We start from the raw sequence: 18,708 nt of genomic DNA, 5'->3' as shown, positions 1-18,708 counted from the left end.
GATCACTGAAGGCCCACACTGCTCACTCCGCCTCGATCTTCGAAGTCTTCACCACCGTCGCCCAGTTCGCCAGCTCCACCTTGGTCTTCTCGCCCAGCTGCTGCGGCGTCTGGTAGTCGGCCGTGGCGCCCTGCTCCTGGGCTTTTTGCTTGAAGGCGGCGCTCTGCACCACGGTGCGGATGTCGGCGGTGAGCTTGTCGATCACGGGCTTGGGCACGGCGGTGGGGGCGAACACGGCGAACCAGGAGGTGGCGTCCACCTTGGGGTAGCCGGCCTCGGCGGTGGTGGGCACATCGGGCAGGCTGGGCAGGCGTTCCTTGCCGGTCACGGCCAGCACGCGCAGCTTGCCGGCGGCGATGTGGGGCATGAACGGGGGCGCCGTGCCGAAGGTCAGGTCCACCTGGCCGCCCAGCAGGTCCTGCAGCGCGGGGCCGGTGCCCTTGTAGGGCACGTGCACCATCTTCACGCCGCCCTGCTGTTCCAGCATGGCACCGGTCACGTGCTGCAGCGAGCCGTTGCCCGAGGAGGCGTAGTTGAGCTTGCCGGGGTTGGCCTTGGCGTAGGCAATGAGTTCGGCCAGGGTCTTCGCCGGCAGGTCGTTGCGCACCACGATGATCTGTGGGGCCGAGATCACGTTGGCCACGGGCTGGAAGTCCGTCTGCTCCCACTGCTTTTGCTTGGTGAGGTGGGGCGAGATGACGTGGTAGCCCGAGTACTGCATGAGCAGGGTGTAGCCATCGGCCTCGGCGCGCTTGACGGCGCTGGCCGCAATGGCGCCGTTGCCGCCGCCCTTGTTGTCGGCAATGACCGACTGGCCCAGCACCGGGCCCAGCGCCTGGGCGAGCATGCGCGCCGACAGGTCGGTGGTGCCGCCCGCGGCCGTGGGCACGACCAGGGTGACGGGCTTGGCGGGGTAGCTGCCGCCCTGGGCGAAGGCGCCGCCTGCGCACAGCGCGGCCAGGGCCAGCAGGGTGAATTGTTTGCGGGTTGCTTGCATGAGAGGGGTGTCTCCGTTCTGAGTTATGGATGGATGAATGGTGAAACTGCTGAGTCTGTTTAGAGGTGGCTAATCGACCTTGGCGCCTGTTTCCTGAACGACCTTGTGCCAGCGCGCCAGGTCGTCCTTGACCAGCGTTCCCAGTTGGGCCGATGTGCCCTTGAAGGGCTCGCAGCCCACGGCGGCGAGCTTGTCGACCACATCCTTGTGGTCCAGCGCCTTGGCCACCTCGGCCTGCAGCTGGGCCACCACGGCGCTCGGGGTGCCGGCGGGGGCGAACATGCCGTACCACGGGGTCTGGCCAAAGCCCTTGAGGGTCTCGCCCATGGTGGGCGCGTCGGGCAGCGCTGCCACGCGCTTTTCGTTGACCACGCCCAGCACCTTGAGCTTGCCGGCCTTGATGAAGGCGATGGACGAAGGCAGGCTTTGCACCGACAGTGGCACCTGCCCGCCCACCACGTCGGTGGCTGCCGCCGCCGAGCCCTTGTAGGGAATGTGCTGCAGCTCGATGCCTGCGGCCTTTTGCAGCATCTCGCCGATCAAATGGTTGAGCGTGCCGTTGCCTGCCGAGGCAATCGAATACTTGCCCGGGTTGGCCTTGGCCACGGCGATCAGTTCTGCCATGTTCTTGGCCGGAAAGGACGGGTGCGCCACCAGCACATAGCCGGCCGTGGCCAGCGGTGCCACGGGCTCGAAGTCCTTGACCGGGTCGAACCCCGTGCTCTTGTACAGCCAGGGGTTGATGACCTGGGCGCTGTCGGCCGTGACCAGCAGGGTGTAGCCGTCGGCCTTGGCCTTGGCGGTGTTGGCCGTGCCCACATTGCCGCCTGCGCCGGGGCGGTTGTCCACCACCACGGGCTGGCCCAGCTGCTCGCTGAGCTTTTGCGCCAGCACGCGCGCAATCGCGTCGTTGGCACCGCCCGCGGCCTGGGGGACGACCACGGTGATGGCCTTGCCGGGGAACTTGCCCGTGTCCTGCGCGGCGGCGCCGAACGCTGTGGCACACAGCAGCGCTGCGAACAGCAGGCGGCGCGGCATGCCGAAATGGGGTCTCGAATCGCTCATGGTCTTGTCTCCTGTGGATCGTTTTCTTTGATGAATCAACCTGAACAACCTGGGAACGGGGGCTATGCGGTGCGCCCTCCTCCTGCCAGCTCTTTCTCGCGCAGCAACGCCCTTTCCTTGATCGCCTCGTAGTCCCCTGGCACCGGGTGCAGCGCCAGGCGCGGCCCGGCCTTGGCGATCTGGCTGGGGATGTCGTGGCCGATCAGCCCGGGCAGGCGCTGCGCGGCGGCCACCAGCGCAGCCAGGTCCACGCCCGTGGCGTAACCCATGCATTCGAGCGCGTGCACGATTTCCTCGCTGCACACATTGCCGCTGGCGCCGGGCGCATAGGGGCAGCCGCCCAGGCCGCCCAGCGATGCGTCGAAGCGGTCGGCCCCGGCGTCGATGGCGGCCAGCACGTTGGCCAGGCCCATGCCGCGCGTGTTGTGGAAGTGCAGCGTAAATTCCACCCCCGGCCAGCGCGCACGCGCCGCCGCGGTGAGGGCCGCCACCTGCGTGGGGTAGGCCATGCCCGTGGTGTCGCACAGCGTGACGCCGCCCACGCCCAGGTCCACAAAGCGCTGCACCCAGCCGAACACGGCCTCAGAGGTGACCTCGCCCTCCATGGGGCAGCCGAACACGCACGACAGCGACACGTTCACCGCCACGCGCGCCGCCTGGGCCGTGGCCACCACCTGGGCCAGCGCGGCGAACGAATGCTCCTGCGTCATGCGCAGGTTGGCGATGTTGTGCGTGGCGCTGGCAGACATCACCAGGTTGAGCTCGTCCGCACGCGACTCGATAGCCCGCTCGGCCCCGCGCACATTGGGCACCAGGGCGGTGTAGACGGTGCCGGGGCGGCGCGTGATCTCGCGCATGACCACCTCGGCATCGCGCAGCGCGGGGATGGCCGTGGGCGAGGTGAACGAAGTCACCTCGATCTTGGCCAGGCCCGCGTCGGACAGCGCATTGGCCAGCGCGATCTTGTCCTCGGTGGGCACAAAAGCGCTCTCCATCTGCAGGCCATCGCGCAGGCCCACCTCCTGCATGTGGATGCGCTTGCCCGCACCGGCCCACACGCCCGTTGCTTGCATGGCGGCACTCATTGGATCACCCCCTTGCTGCGCAGCAGCGCGATCTGCTCGGCCGTGAGGCCCGCCTCGGCCAGCACCGCATCGGTGTCGTCGCCCAGGTGCGGCGCACTGCTGCGGATGGAGCCCGGCGTGGCCGAGAGCTTGGGCACGATACCCGGCACCTGCACGCTGTAACCGTCGCGCGTCTGCTGCGTGAGCAGCATGTCGCGCGCCTGGTAGTGCGGGTCTTCGGCGATGTCGCGCGCGGTGTAGACCTTGCCGGCCGGCACCCGGGCCGTGCCCAGCGCGTCCAGCACCTGCTGCACGGTGAGCGATGCGCTCCAGGCGCCGATGGCGGCGTCGATCTCGTCCACGCGCGCCACGCGGCCGGCGTTGTCGGCCAGATCGGGCGCGGCGCCCAGGTCGGGCCGGCCAATGGCCTGCATCAGCCGCTTGAAGATGCTGTCGCCATTGCCGGCCACCAGCACCCAGCCATCGGTGCAGGGGTAGGCGTTGGACGGGGCAATGCCCGGCAGCGCGCTGCCCGCGGCCTCGCGCACGGCACCGAAGGCGCTGTACTCGGGGATCAGGCTTTCCATCACGTTGAACACGGCCTCGTGCAGCGCCACGTCGATCACCTGGCCCTGCCCGCCATTGACTTTGCGGTGGTACAGCGCCGTGAGCACGCCGATGGCGCCATGCAGCGCGGCCAGCGTGTCACCGATGGACACGCCCACGCGCACCGGCACCCGGCCGGGCTCGCCCGTCAGGTGGCGCAGGCCGCCCATGGCCTCACCGATGGCGCCAAAGCCCGGCAGGTCGCGGTAGGGCCCGGTCTGCCCGTAGCCCGAGATGCGCAGCATCACCAGCCCGGGGTTGATGCGGTGCAGTTCTTCGGGCGACATGCCCCAGCCCTCCAGCGTGCCGGGGCGGAAGTTCTCGACCAGCACATCGGCCTCGGCGATCAGCTGGCGCGCGATGTCCTGGCCCTCCTTCTGGCGCAGGTCCAGCGCCACGGAGCGCTTGTTGCGCGACTGCACCTGCCACCAGACGGAGGTGCCCTCCTTGATCAGGCGCCAGTTGCGCAGCGGGTCACCGGTTTCCGGGGCCTCGATCTTGATGACCTCGGCGCCGAAGTCGCCCAGCGTCTTGCCGCAGAAGGGGCCGGCAATCAGCTGGCCCATCTCGATCACGCGCACGCCCTGCAGGGCGGCGGGGGTAGGTGTTGCACCCATTGTTGTGTTGTCTCCAATGTCGCGGCCTGCGAAATCAGGCCTGCCTGTGTTGCCCCGCATGATGCGCAAAGAAGCCCTGCGGGCAAAACGCTCTTATGACAATCCACCATCGCAATTCGGCATGGCACTAGGCAACGCAAAGCCAAGTCCTTCGCGCGCCGCGCGCCCTGCTTTGGGCGGACTGCGTCGTTACAAATGCTCGCCATAGCACGGGCTATGGCTGCGCTTTGTGCCTAGCAGTCCATCCCAAACCAAGGCATGCGCCATCGCGAAGACTTGGCTTTGCGCTGCCTTAACATCGCCCACATGAAGCTCGACCCCGTCTCCCTGCGCCTGTTCGTTGCCGTGATGGAAGAAAGCACCATCGCCGCCGCCGCCGCGCGCGAGCATCTGGCCGCATCGGCCGTGAGCCGGCGCCTGGCCGACTTGGAAGACGCCCTGCACGTCTCCCTGTTCACCCGCAGCAACAAGGGCACCGAGCCCACGGCCGCGGCCTATGCCCTGTTGAACCTGGCGCGTGGCGTGCTCAACGACCTGGATGGCATCGCCACGCAGATGCGCGACTACGGCGCGGGCGTGCGCGGCCATGTGCGCGTGGTGGCCAACATCTCGGCCATCACGCAGTTCCTGCCGGCGCAGCTGCAGAGCTTCATGGCCCTGCACCCGCAGGTGGACGTGCGGCTGCAGGAGCAGATCAGCACTGCCATCGCCCAGTCGGTGGCCGAGAACGCGGCCGACGTGGGCATCCTCAACCACGGCCACTACGGCGACCGCGTGGTGCAGTTGCCCTACCGCACCGACGAGCTGGTGCTGGTGGTGCCGCGCGAGCACCCGCTGGCACGCCGCAAGTCCGCCCGCTTTGCCGACGTGCTGCCGCACGACTTCGTGGGCGCGCACCCGGGCAGCGCCATCAACAACCAGCTCACCAAGGCCGCGTCCGAGGCCGGACTGCCGCTGCGCCTGCGCATGCAGGTCACCAGCTACGACGCCATGTGCCTCATGGTGGCGGCCGGCCTGGGCGTGGGTGTCATGCCGCGCGGCAGCGCGGCGCTGTACAAGGGCACGCAGCCGATCCGCGTAGTCACGCTCAGCGAGCCCTGGGCGCAGCGCCAGTTGGTGCTGTGCGTGCGCTCGGGCGAAGCCCTCTCCAGCGTGGCGCGGCTGCTGGTAGACCATCTGTGCGCACCCGCCGAGGGCCCCGCCGCATGAGCAGCGCCACGACCGCCCCCCTGCAGTGGGATGTGTTCTGCCAGGTCATCGACAACTACGGCGACATCGGCGTGTGCTGGCGCCTGGCCAGCCAGCTGGCTGCGTGCGGCGAACGCGTGCGCCTGTGGGTGGACGATGCCTCGGCCCTGGCCTGGATGGCACCCGCAGGCCACCCGGGGGTGGAACTGCGCCCCTGGGGCGGCGACTTGCCCGCCGCGCACGAGGCCGCGCCCGACGTGCTGGTCGAGGCCTTTGGCTGCGAGATCCCCGAATCCTTTCTCTCATGGGCCGTTGGGCGGGCGCCCCACCAGCAACACGACAGGCAGCCCGTGTGGATCAACCTCGAATACCTCTCGGCCGAGGCCTATGTGGAGCGCAACCACCGCCTGCCCTCGCTCGTGATGTCCGGCCCCGCCCGGGGCTGGACGCGCTGGTTCTTCTACCCCGGCTTCACCCCCGCCACGGGCGGCCTGCTGCGCGAGCCAGGCCTGCTGGACCAGCGCCCGCCCGGGTTTGCCACCGCCTGGCGGACGGCCCAGCCGCCGGCGGCTACCATGCCCCAGCGCTGGATGTCACTGTTCTGCTACGAGCCCCCTGCTCTGCCCGCCCTGCTGGCCCAGGCCCTGCAACCCGGTGCCGTGCCCACGCGCCTGCTGGTCACGCCCGGGCGCGCCACGGCGGCGGTGCAGGCCGCGCTCGCCGCCCTGCCGGCACAGCATGGCGCGCTGCAGCTGCAGTACCTGCGAGCCACTGACCAGCGGGGCTTTGATGATCTGCTGTGGGCCTGCGACTTCAACGCCGTGCGCGGCGAGGATTCGCTGGTGCGCGCCCTGTGGGCTGGCCGGGCACTCGTCTGGCACATCTATCCCCAGGACGATGGCGCCCACCATGCCAAGCTGGCGGCGTTTCTGGACTGGCTGGGCGCCCCGGCCTCGCTGCGCGACTTCCATGCCGCCTGGAACGGCATCCCCGGCCACGGCCCGCTGGTGGTTCCGGATAGTGAAACGTTGGTCGAGTGGGCCGCCTGCATCCAGGCGGCCCGCGCCCGTCTGGCGCAGCAAAGCAGCCTGGTGGACCAGTTGGTAGGTTTTATCCAGGAAAAAAGGTAAAATCCAAGGCTTTGCGCAAATAACAGCGCGGCACCTCGGTGCCCGCAGCCCGCGCAACCCCGCCGCGGAACATGTGCCGGCCCTGCAGACCTTGCAGCCAGCGCGTTGAGCGGCCCCCAACCCAAGCAACCACACTGCTATGAAAATCGCTCAAGAAATCCGCGCCGGCAACGTCATCATGCACGGCAAGGACCCCATGGTCGTCCTGAAGACCGAATACGCCCGTGGCGGCCGCGGCGCAGCCACCGTGCGCATGAAGCTCAAGAGCCTGATCGGCAACTTCGGCACCGAAAACGTGTTCAAGGCCGACGACAAGATCGACAACGTGATCCTGGACAAGAAGGACTGCACCTACTCCTACTTCGCCGACCCCATGTACGTCTGCATGGACACCGAATACAACCAGTACGAAGTCGAAGCCGAGAACATGGGCGACGCACTGAACTACCTGGAAGACGGCATGGCCCTCGAAGTGGTGTTCTACGACGGCAAGGCCATCTCGGTCGAACTGCCCACCAGCGTCGAGCGCGAAATCACCTGGACGGAACCTGCCGTCAAGGGCGACACCTCCGGCAAGGTCCTGAAGCCCGCCAAGATCGCCACCGGCTTCGAAGTGCCCGTGCCCCTGTTCGTCTCGCAAGGCGACAAGATCGAAATCGACACCCGCACCGGCGAATACCGCAAGCGCGTGTAAGGTCGGCGGCCCACTGGGGCTGCAGGTTGACCCTCAAAAGGCTTCCCTCGGGAAGCCTTTTGCGCTTGTGCGCTCCCGCAACCCCGACCGTGGGTCTTGCCCTGTCCTGCAGCGACTGCTGCGACGTGCTGGTGCGGTTCCCGGGCGATCAACTGGGCGGAAGCCGCGCATGCCCTCGTGCCGGTACGCCTCCCAAAGCAAAGCGTGTCTCTTGTGTAAAGCCATACGCCTGAACGCATGCCAGCGTTTACCATCTGATACAAACAACCCTGAATAGATCACATCGACTCCCGCTTGCGCCTTCCAAGCCCGCCCCTGTGTTGAGCCATCGAGCCTCACATGACGCACAAGGATTTTTCCATGGTCTCCCCCAGCCTCCCCTCCCCGTCTGCAGCCTCGGCCCCCACCGCACAGGAGTTGGTCTTCATCTTCGATGACCTGCCCAACTGGCAGGATCTGGCCGCAGGCGCTCGCGAGGGGCTGGAGGTGGTTGTGCTCGATGCCACGCGCGATGGCCTGGCGCAGATGGCGCAGTTCCTGGAAGGCAAGGACGGCATCGGCGCCATCCACATCCTGAGCCACGGCGAACCCGGCCAGGTGCAACTGGGCAGCCTGTCGCTGGGCAGCGCGGAGATTGCAGGCCATGCGGACACGCTGGCGCGCATCGGCCAGGCGCTCACGCCCGGAGGGGACATCCTGCTGTACGGTTGCAACACCGCCGCGGGCGATACGGGCACGGCCTTCGTCGCCGCCCTGGCCGCGGCCACCAGCGCCGACGTGGCGGCCTCGATCGACCTGACCGGCAGCGCGGCGCTGGGTGGCAACTGGGTGCTCGAAAAGCACCAGGGGGACGTGCAGGCCGGACTGGCGCTTTCCGGTCCCACCCTGGTCCGCTATTCCGGCGTGCTGGCCACGCCCGCCAGTGAAAACTTTGAAAGCTATCCCCAGGAAGGCTCTGGCGTGCCCACGTCGCCGCGCACTGACCTTGGTGACTTTCAGTATGGACTCAACGGCACCAACCCCGCGTCGTATGTGCTCGATGCCATGTTCGGCTTCGGCTACCTCACCGGCCAGGTACTCGCCCTCAACTTCGATAGTCTCAACGGGATAACCAGGTTCACCCTGCAGGCGGCCTCGCTGGCGAACAATTTCACCTTGCAATCGCTGAAGCTGGAGGTCGCAGGCGGACCCGCCACCACGGCATCCACCACCTTCATCGTGAAAGGCTATGACGGCGGCAGTGGCGGACAGCTGCTGATGACGGAAACGGTCAACCTGCTGGCTTCCGATGCCCTGGGCACGATCACCTATGTCAAGGATATCAACTATCCCGGCGGCCAGCTGGCGTTCAATTCGGCATGGGGCAATGTCGACACCCTTGTCTTCGAAGCGGTCGGTGGCGACGGCATCAACATGGGGATCGACGATATCGTCGTGAGCGCTGCCGTGCCGGACACCGTGCCCCCTGCGTTCAGTTCGGCCACGGTCAACGGCAGTGCGCTGGTGATGACCTACACCGAAGCCAGCATGCTCGATGCGTCGAACCCGCCCTCAGCAATCAGTTTCACCGTGATGGCAGGCGGCTCACCTGTCACGGTCAACAGCGTGGTCGTGAACGCGACGGCCAAGACAGTCACCCTCACGCTGGCAGCCCCCGTCATCGGCGGTCAGGCTGTGACTGTGGCCTACACCGATCCCACCGGCGGCAACGACGCCAACGCCATCCAGGACACAGCCGGCAACGACGCGATCACGCTGACCGCCACGGCCGTCACCAACAACACGCCCGACACCACGCCCCCGGCGTTCGCCTCGGCCGCTGTCAATGGCAACAGCCTGGTGATGACCTACACCGAGGCCAGCACGCTCGACGCGGTCAACAAGCCCGGCACGAACGCCTTCACTGTGACTGCGGGTGGCTCCGGCGTCGGCGTGAGCAGCGTCGCCGTCGATGCCAACGCCAAGACCGTCACGCTCACGCTGGCCAGCGCCGTGGCCAATGGCCAGGCGGTGACGGTGGCCTACACCGACCCTACGGGCGGCAACGACGCCAGCGCCATCCAGGACGCGGCCGGCAACGACGCGATCACGCTGACCGCCACGGCTGTCATCAATAACACGCCCGACACCACGGCACCCACGATCACCAGCATCGTGCGCCAGACACCTGCGGCGGCCACGACCAATGCCGACACCCTGGTCTACCGGGTCAGCTTCAGTGAAGACGTCACCAACGTGGCCACCAGCGCGTTCACGGTCGTCGGCGCGACCGATGCCATGGTCACCAAAGTAAGCACGGTGAGCGCCCAGACCTACGACGTCACTGTGGCCGAGGGCGACATCGCCAGCCTCAACGGCACCGTTGCCCTCACCGTGCACTCCGGGCCAACCATCCGCGACCTGGCCAACAACACGCTGGGCAGCTTCACGCCCACGGGCGCCGACGAGTCCTACACGCTGGACAACACGGCCCCTACGGTCAGCATCGGCAGCAACACCGCTCAGCTCAAGGCGGGCCAGACGGCCAACATCAGCTTCACCTTCTCCGAAGACCCTGGCAGCACGTTCACCTGGGACGGCTCCACCGGCGACGTGTCCGTCATCGGCGGCACGCTGAGCGCCATTGCAGGCAGCGGCCTCACACGCACCGCCACCTTCACCCCCACGGCTGGCACCGATGCCAGCACGGCCAGCATCACGGTGGGCGCGGGCAGCTACCAGGATGCAGCGGGCAACAACGGTGGCGCGGGCACGACCCCCACCCTGGCTTTCGACACCAAGGCCCCCACGGTCGTCAGCATCGACCGGCAGACCCCGATATCGGGCACCACCAATGCCGACAGCCTGGTCTACCGCGTCACCTTCAGCGAAGCCGTCAACGACGTCCTGTCGAGTGGCTTCGATGTCACGGGTGGCTCCAACGCCTTCGTCACCCATGTGCAGTCCGTCGGCGGCAACGCCTGGGACATCACGGTCGCCGAGGGCAACATCGCCAACCACAATGGCCCGGTCACCCTGGCCTTCAGCGCTGGCCAGGCCGTGAAAGACTCGGCCGGCAATGCGCTGGCCAGCACCACACCCAGCGGCACCCACAACCCCACCTACACGCTGGACAACACCGCTCCCACGTTGGCCATCACCAGCAATCGCACCAGCCTGCCCGTGGGGAACACCGCGACCATCACCTTCACCTTCAGCGAAGACCCGGGCGCCAGCTTCACCTGGGATGGAACTGTGGGCGACGTGGTGGTCACCGGCGGCACGCTGGGTGCCATCTCTGGCACCGGTCTCACGCGCACCGCCACCTTCACGCCGACGGCCAATACCAACAGCAGCACGGCCAGCATCACCGTGGCGGCCGGCACCTACACGGATGCCGCGGGCAACAACGGCGGTGCGGGCACCACACCGTCGATCACCTTCGACACCCAGGCCCCTGTGCTCGCATCGAGCACTCCGGCGGACAACGCCACAGGCGTGGGCCCCAGCAACAACCTGGTGCTCACGTTTGCCGAAAACGTCACCGCAGCCGAGGGCTATGTGACGGTGCGCAAGACCAGCGACAACTCCCTGGTCGAGCAGTTCGACGTGGCCACCGGCGAAGGCAGCCTGGGTGGCACCGTGGCCGTGGCTGGCAGCAGCCTCACGCTCAACCCGCACAACGACCTGGCCGGCGATACGGGCTACTACGTGCTGGCGGAGTTCGGCATCGTCAGAGACGGCCTGGGCAACTACTTCGGCGGCATCGCGGGCCCACTGGACCTGAACTTCACCACAGGGTCAGCGCCCGTGGGTGGTGGAGGCGGCGGGGGCGGCACCCCAGCAGCCACCACGGTGGACGGCACCCCTGTCACCACCACCACGGCCCCCAACGGCAGCACCACGACCACGGTGCCCGTGGTGGCGCCCAGCCGCACCGACACCCCGGGCTCGGCCAGCACCCTGGCCGACATTCCCCTGGTCCGGGACGCCGGCAGCGGTCAGAGCCTGCTGCAAGTGGGCGTGCCCACCGGCGTGGGCTTCGCCGCCGAAGGCCCGGCCACCGGCGTCGCGGCCCAGACGGAACTGATCCAGCGCATCGAAAAGCTCGCGGGCACGGGCACAGAACTGGGCCCACAGGCCGAGCTCTTTCTATCCACACTGGGCGCCAGCACGCCGCTCACCGTGCAGACCATCACGCCCACCGCGGGCGCAGGCTTCAACCCCGGCACGCCGCTGGTCATCACTGGCGGCGCGGGTAGCCAGGCCGTGGTGGTCGATGCCCGCGCCCTGCCCTCGGGCACCGTGATCCAGGTGGACAACGTGGAATTCGTGGCCATCGTGGGCGCCGTGCGCGTCATCGGCGGCACAGGCCAGAATGCGGCCACCGGCGATGGTGCCGCGCAATGGATCGTGCTGGGCCCCGATGACGATGTCATCCATGGCGGTGGCGGCAACGACACCGTGGGCAGCGAGGCCGGCGATGACCAGGTCTATGGCGATGCGGGCGATGACATCGTCTTCGGCGGTGCGGGCAATGACCAGCTCTCGGGGGGCACGGGCAGCGACCGCCTGAACGGCGGCACGGGCTTTGACGTGGCGATCCAGGAAGGCGCTCGCACGGACTACACCGTGACCCTGGAAGGGGCAGGCATCAAGCTGACGCACACCGCTTCGGGTGTCTCCGACTGGCTGGTCGATGTGGAGCAGGTGCGCTTTGCCACGGGGCCGAGTCTCACGGTGGCGCACAGCGCCGCAGAAGAGGCCGGGGCCTACCTGTTCCAGAAGTGGCTGGGGCGCGACCTCACGCAGGGCGAAGGCGCCATCATCCAGACCCTGGCCGGCCAAAGCGCCGAACAGGTGGCCACGCTGTTTGCCCAGCTGTTCCCCACACAGACCGCCGGCAAGACGGCTGCGCAGTTGCTCGATGGCATGGCAGGCGCAGGCGCCATCCGCGTCGACGCGGTGCGCGATGTGCTCGTCAACGGCGATGCGGCCAACAACACCATCAGCCCGACCCTGGGCCTGGCGCGCTATGTGGATGGCGGTGCGGGCACCGATACCGTGGTGATCCCCGCGACCCTGGCGCAGACGCACATCCAAGCCAACGCCAATGGATCCTTCACACTGCAACGCATGACCGATGGGGCGATGCTGGATGTGACGCGGGTCGAACGCGTGAGCTTCAGCGACACCAAGCTAGCGCTGGATCTCAATGGCAATGCAGGCCAGGCGGCCAAACTGCTGGGCGCGCTGGCCGGGCCCGCCATGCTGGCCAACAAGGGGGTGGTGGGCGAGGTGATTCGCCTGCTGGATGCTGGCGCCACCAGCCAGACCATTGCGGGCCTGGGGCTGCAGCTCTTGGGGGCGAGCACCCCCACCCAGATCGCGCAGACCCTGTGGACCAGCATCACGGGCCGGGCGGGCACCAGCGGTGAGCTCAAGATCCTCACCGACATCATGGCCGGGGGCACCAGTGCGGCCGATCTGGTGGTGATGGCGGCCAATCTGGATGCCACGGCGGTGCGTATCGATCTGGTGGGGCTGGCGGCCAGGGGGATTGAGTTCGCCTGACAAGCCAGGGCCGCCCCCTTGCGGTGGCCCAGGCCCACGGAATTCTTGCGGGCGTCACGATCCCGGCAGACAATTCCGCAATGGATTTGTCTGCCGATCTCCGAGCCCTCCTGCCCCGCTGGCGCATCGACGGGGCCGACCTGCTGCCGCCCGAGGAGCCCGCGCAGATCGAGGCCCTGTTTGCCCGGCTCGGCCAGCCCGCCACCCCCGAGGTGCTCACCCTCTACAGCACCCTGGGCGGCATGGCGACGATGGACGGCGCGTTCTGGCGGCTGTGGTCGCTCAAGGAAGTGGGCCGCGCCAACCAGGGCCCGCCCTCTGAGTGGGGGGTGCAGTTCGCCGACTTCCTCACCCACAGCCATGTGTTTCGGCTGCGCACCACCGCCAGCGGCCAGTCCGAAGTCTTTGCCGATCCCTTGCACCCGGACAGCCCGCCCGTGCGGGTGGCGGCCTCGCTCAGCGAGTTCTTTGCCCTGTACCGCCAGCATCCTGACCAGGCGCTGCAGCGCTGCTGACCACGCAGCAGTCCCGCCCGATGCCCCTCGGGGCGCCCTTGTGGTGCCCCAGGAAGAGCGGCCGGGTCGCCGATGGCAATTCACTTTTGTAAGAAAACTTACTTTCTGGTAATAATCAATCGATCCGCTGGCCAAGCACAACAACAACGACGGGCGCCTCGCTTGAGCGTCCTTCTCTACATCCCTGCGGGGAGCCAGCGGTACCCCGCGCCGGGAGAGCGCGCGCAATCCTTGTGATGCCTTGCCAGCCAGGCCTTGCGGCCCGGCCAGGCCTGCCTGTGCCAACCCGAACCCACCAACCCCAGGGCGGCCCGCACCTGCAGAAGAAATGGCCGCCCCTTTGAGGAAGCACCCATGATCCGCCAAGCCATCGACCAGCACCACCAGCCTGAAAGCGCCAGCGCATCGCCGCAGTCCGTGGTGTTTGTCTTCGATGACCTGCACCACTGGCAGACCCTGGCGGCCGCGGCCCCCGCCGGTGCCGAGGTGGTGGTGCTCGATGGCTGGAGCGATGGCCTGGCGCAGATGGCCGCCCACCTGCAGGGGCGCAGCGGCATCGCCGCGCTGCATGTGCTGAGCCACGGTACCCCGGGCAGCCTGCTGCTGGGCAGCCTGCAGCTGACTGCCGCCCTGATGGCCGAGCCCGCCCATGCGCAGGCGCTGGCCACCATCGGCCAGGCGCTGGCCGAAGAGGGCGACATCTTGGTCTATGGCTGCCGTACAGGTGCGGGCGACCTGGGCGCCGAATTCGTGCAGGCCCTGGCACTGGCCACGGGCGCCCATGTGGCCGCGGCCACGGGGCTGGTGGGTGCCGCGCACCTGGGCGGCAGCTGGGCGCTGGACCGGCAGCAGGGTGCCGTGGGCACGGCTGCCCTGTCGGGCCTGGCGCACTACCAAGGGGTACTGGCCGCGCCGGTGGACCAGACTTTTGAAGTCGCAGCAGGACAGATAGGCGGTGTCACAGCAACACTGGACTACAACGGCGTCAGGTACGCCCTCGCAGGAGGAGGTTCCTTCGAGCACATGATTCAGAACTTCGACTCCTCGGCACCGGCAACCACGAAATATTTGATGCTGGACGTTTTTGCCACCGGCACGACCAGTGTCACGGTATCTGCCGTCGACGGCAGTGCATTCCGGCTCAAGTCAATGAGCTTCTTTGTGGAAGACAGCGCAGGCTCCGGCGCTCCGTCCTATAACTTCACGCTGACCCCATTGGGGGGAACTGCCGTGACCTTCTCCACGGACACCAAGTACCCGTTGCACGATTTTTCCAGCAACGCGGACTTCTACAACATCACCAGCTTCACGTTCACGGCAACGGGCAGCCCGCAGATCTTCGTCTCGCTGGACGACATCGATTTCGACACGCCCATCATTCCCCCTACCCTCACCAGCGCCAGCTACAACGCCGCCACCGGCGTTCTCTCGGTCACCGGCGCCAACATGGCCAACGGCGGCGCCATCGATGTCGCCAAGCTCACCGTCACCGGCCAGGGTGGCGCCAGCTACCAGCTGACCAGCGGCAGCGGGCCCATCACCAGCACCACCGCCTCGTTCACGGTCACGCTGAGCGACACAGACAAGATCAACGTCAACGGTCTGCTCAACAACAATGGCAGCTCGCCCGTCAGCGGCGCTCCCTTCAGCCTTGCCGGTGCCGCCGGCTGGCAGGCCGGTGCGGCCGCCGACTCCGGCAACGCGGTCACCGTCAGCGGCGTCACCGCCCCTACCATCACCAGTGCCACCTTCCACGGCACCGCAGGCACTCTGACGGTCACCGGCACCGGCCTGGTCAAGACTGTCGGCCCCACCAACGACATCACCGTCAGCAAACTCGGCATCACCGGTTTGGGAGGGGACACCTACTTCCTTTCCACGAACAACGTCGAAATCACCAGCGCCACCAGCTTCACCATCACCCTGAATGGCGCAGATCTGAACGCCCTGGTGGGGCGGCTCAACAAGAACGGCAGCAGCGCCACCGACTCCACCACCTACAACATCGCTGCGGCCGATGACTGGAACAGCGTGGTCACCGGCGGCGACATCGCCGACGCCACGGGCAACCCCATCACGGTCACCAACGCCTCGCCCATCATCCACAGCGCCACCTACGACGCCAACACCGGCACTCTGGTGGTCACCGGTGACAACATGGTCGCCGGCGACACCATCGCTGTGAACAGGCTGTACGTCGCAGGCTACCAGCTCACCAGCCCCAATGTCACGGCCACCAGTGCCACCTCGTTCACCATCGTACTCAACGACACGGACAGGCTGCATGCCAATGGGGTGTTCAACAAGAACGGCACCCAGAGCGGTGTGGGGACGGACTACCTCCTCGTCGCAACATCGGACTTCGATGCCAGCCGCACGGGCTTTGCCGATACCGTCAACAATCCCATCACCGTCAGCAACTGGCAGGCACCGCAGATCACCTCCGCCACCTACGACGGCAGCACCAACACCCTCACGGTCACGGGCACACGCCTGGTCAAGGACTTTGACGACCCCGACATCAACGCCTCCGAGCTGACCATCACCGGCGCAAGCGGCGCCACCTACACCTTGTCCAGCGCCAGCAGCGTGGAGATCACCAGCGAGACCAGCTTCACCATCACGCTCACGGGTGCCGATGCCGCCGGTGTGAACGCACTGCTCGACAAGAACGGCACCAGCTCGGCCGGTGCCACCACCTACAACATCGCCGCCGGCAACCTCTGGAACAAGGCAATCTCCGGCGCCAGCATCGCCGACACCACGGGCAACCCCATCACGGTGAGCAACGCCGCCCCCAACATCCAGTCGGCCACCTACGATGCCGCCTCAGGCACCCTTACCGTCTCGGCCCTGAACATGGTGGCCGGTGACGGCATCGACGCCACCCAGCTGTCCATCACCGGCCAGGGCGGCAGCTACACCCTCACCACCACGGGCGTCACCGCTTCCAGCGGCACCCAGTTCACGGTCACCCTGAACGCTGCCGACAAGCTGGCCGTCAATGGCGTGCTCAACAACAACGGCACGGCCTCGGTGGGTGGCACCACCTTCAACCTGGCCGCCAATGCCAGCTGGAACACCACCCGCACCAGCAGTGCCGACACCACCGGCAACGGTGTGACCGTCTCCAACGTGGCTGCCCCCACCATCACCAGCGCCACGTTCAACGGCAGCACCAATGTGCTCACCGTGACGGGCACGGACCTGGTCAAGACCATCGGCGCCAACAACGACATCACGGTCAACAAGCTCACCATCACCGGCGAGGGCGGCTCCCATGCACTGTCCGTCACGGGCGATGTGGAGGTGATCGATGCCACCAGCTTCAGCATCACCCTCTCGGGCGCCGACATCGCCAGCGTGAGCAACCTGCTCAACAAGAACGGCACCTCTTCCGCCGGTGGCGCCACCTACAACCTGGCCGCCGCCGACAACTGGAACAGCCTGGTCACCGGCGGCGACATCGCCGACCTCACCGGCAACGCCATCACGGTGAGCAACGCCGCCCCCAACATCCAGTCGGCCACCTACGATGCCGCCACGGGTACCCTGTCGGTCTCTGCCCTCAACATGGTCACGGGCGACACCATCGATGTGAGCAAGCTCAGCGTCACCGGCCAGGGCGGCAACTACGGGCTGACCACGGCCAACGTCACCGCTTCGAGCGCCACGACCTTCTCGGTCACCCTGAACGCCGCAGACCGGCTCAACGTCAACGGCATCCTGAACAAGGATGGCACCGCCTCGGCGGGCGGCACCACCTTCAACCTGGCCGCCCTGGCCAGCTGGAACACCACCCGCACCAGCAGCGCCGACGGCAGCGGCAACGGCGTCACCGTCAGCAACGTCACCGCCCCCACCATCACCAGCGCCACCTACGACGGCTCCACCAACACCCTGGTGGTCACCGGCACCGGCCTGGTCAAGGCCGTGGGCGCCACCAACGACATCACGGTCAACAAGCTCACCATCACCGGCGAGGGCGGCTCCCATGCACTGTCCTTCACGGGCGATGTGGAGGTGATCGATGCCACCAGCTTCAGCATCATCCTCTCGGGCGCCGACATCGCCAGTGTGAACAATCTGCTCAACAAGAACGGCACGTCCTCGGCCAGCGCCACCACCTACAACATCGCTGCGGCCGATGACTGGAACAGCGCCATCACCGGCGGCAACATCGCCGACACCACGGGCAACCCCATCACCGTCAGCAACGCCGCGCCCAACATCCAGTCGGCCAGCTACGATGCCGCATCGGGCACCCTCACGGTCTCGGCACTGAACATGGTTGCCGGCGACACCATCGATGTCTCTCAGTTGCTCATCGTGGGCCAAAGTGCTGGTGGCTCCTACCCCCTGACCACCGCCAACGTCACTGCCGCCAGCGCCACCAGCTTTTCGATCACCCTCAACGCGGCAGACAAGCTGGCGGTCAACGGCTTGCTGAACAAGAATGGCACGCTGGCTGCGGACAATTCGGTCTACAACGTGGGTGCGCATGCCAACTGGAATACGACCAGGCCTTCGGGTTCAGACCTCACGGGCAACGCGATCACGGTCAGCAACGTCACCGCCCCCACCATCACCAACGCCACCTACGACGCGGCCACCCACGTGCTCACCGTCACCGGCACCAACCTGGTTGGCACCTTGGGCGCCGCCAACGACATCACGGTCAACAAGCTCTCCATCACCGGCGAGGGCGGCTCCCATCTCCTGTCCACCACGGGCAATGTCGAAGTCACCTCGGCCACTAGCTTCACTGTGGCCCTCACCGGCGCCGATGTCGCTGCGGTGGAGGCGCTGTTCAACAAGAACGGTACATCCTCCACCGGCGGCACCACCTACAACCTGGCCGCGGCCGATGACTGGAACAGCGAGGTCACGGGTGCCAGCATTGCCGATGCGGTCTCGCCCATCACGGTCTCCAATGTGCCGCTGCCTACCATCACCAGTGCCACCTACAACGTGGCCACCGGTGCCCTGGTAGTCACGGGCACGGGCTTCAGTGCCCAGGCCGGCGCTGCCAATGACATCCTGGCCACCAAGTTCACCCTCACCGGCGAGGGCGGAGCCACCTACACGCTGACCTCCTCCACCGCCAATGCGGAGATCACCAGCGCCACGTCGTTCACGCTGACCCTGGGCGCGGCCGACCGCACGGCCCTGGCCCAGTTGGCCAACAAGAATGGCACCAGCTCCACCAGCGGCACGACCTACAACCTGGCGGCCGCCGAGGACTGGGCTGCCGGGGCGGATACCGCTGTGGTGATCGC

10 protein-coding genes are annotated in these 18,708 nt (G+C 67.2%); 6 read left to right on the top strand and 4 right to left on the bottom strand.

Going from position 1 to position 18,708, the window contains the following annotated elements; translation table 11 throughout:
• Nucleotides 1–22: 22 nt before the first annotated feature.
• From AC3WOH_RS24060 to AC3WOH_RS24045, 4 genes are all read right to left on the bottom strand, one after another.
• Nucleotides 23–997, bottom strand: coding sequence for a Bug family tripartite tricarboxylate transporter substrate binding protein (locus AC3WOH_RS24060; RefSeq protein ID WP_492231851.1), 975 nt, complete (start codon nucleotides 995–997; stop codon nucleotides 23–25).
• A 69-nt stretch (nucleotides 998–1,066) separates the two neighbouring features.
• Nucleotides 1,067–2,062, bottom strand: a complete 996-nt coding sequence (locus tag AC3WOH_RS24055; RefSeq protein WP_492231850.1) for a Bug family tripartite tricarboxylate transporter substrate binding protein — start codon at nucleotides 2,060–2,062, stop codon at nucleotides 1,067–1,069.
• 62 nt (nucleotides 2,063–2,124) lie between these two features.
• Nucleotides 2,125–3,135: a hydroxymethylglutaryl-CoA lyase gene (locus tag AC3WOH_RS24050; protein WP_492231849.1), complete on the bottom strand. Its 1,011-nt coding sequence runs from the start codon at nucleotides 3,133–3,135 to the stop codon at nucleotides 2,125–2,127.
• Nucleotides 3,136–3,143: 8 nt separating this feature from the next.
• Nucleotides 3,144–4,349, bottom strand: coding sequence for a CaiB/BaiF CoA transferase family protein (locus AC3WOH_RS24045; protein WP_492231848.1), 1,206 nt, complete (start codon nucleotides 4,347–4,349; stop codon nucleotides 3,144–3,146).
• Between the two features lie 306 nt (nucleotides 4,350–4,655).
• Between AC3WOH_RS24045 and AC3WOH_RS24040 the strand changes: the two genes are divergently transcribed.
• The 6 genes from AC3WOH_RS24040 to AC3WOH_RS24015 all read left to right on the top strand — a co-directional run.
• On the top strand, nucleotides 4,656–5,558 hold the full coding sequence (locus AC3WOH_RS24040) for a LysR family transcriptional regulator (protein ID WP_492231847.1): 903 nt from the start codon (nucleotides 4,656–4,658) through the stop codon (nucleotides 5,556–5,558).
• Entirely contained in the window at nucleotides 5,555–6,667 is a 1,113-nt protein-coding gene (gene earP / locus AC3WOH_RS24035; protein WP_492231846.1) for an elongation factor P maturation arginine rhamnosyltransferase EarP, read from the top strand. Before AC3WOH_RS24040 ends, earP begins: the two co-directional genes overlap by 4 nt.
• A gap of 139 nt (nucleotides 6,668–6,806) precedes the next feature.
• Nucleotides 6,807–7,361 (top strand): elongation factor P, encoded by a 555-nt coding sequence (gene efp / locus AC3WOH_RS24030; protein WP_492231845.1) that lies wholly within the window; start codon nucleotides 6,807–6,809, stop codon nucleotides 7,359–7,361.
• Between the two features lie 360 nt (nucleotides 7,362–7,721).
• Complete coding sequence (locus tag AC3WOH_RS24025; protein ID WP_492231844.1) at nucleotides 7,722–12,914, top strand: SwmB domain-containing protein; 5,193 nt, start codon at nucleotides 7,722–7,724, stop codon at nucleotides 12,912–12,914.
• A gap of 80 nt (nucleotides 12,915–12,994) precedes the next feature.
• The gene (locus tag AC3WOH_RS24020) at nucleotides 12,995–13,429 is read left to right on the top strand and encodes a hypothetical protein (RefSeq protein ID WP_492231843.1); all 435 of its coding nucleotides are present in this window, start codon (nucleotides 12,995–12,997) and stop codon (nucleotides 13,427–13,429) included.
• Nucleotides 13,430–13,783: 354 nt separating this feature from the next.
• Nucleotides 13,784–18,708, top strand: a 4,925-nt coding sequence (locus tag AC3WOH_RS24015; RefSeq protein ID WP_492231842.1) for a DUF4347 domain-containing protein, incomplete at its 3' end; no start/stop codon positions are given.

It is taken from the genome of Acidovorax sp. FW305-C-20-28 (genome assembly GCF_058783375.1).
The sequence above is the reverse complement of the archived record's forward strand: the minus strand, read 5'-3'. Positions and strand labels throughout refer to the sequence as shown.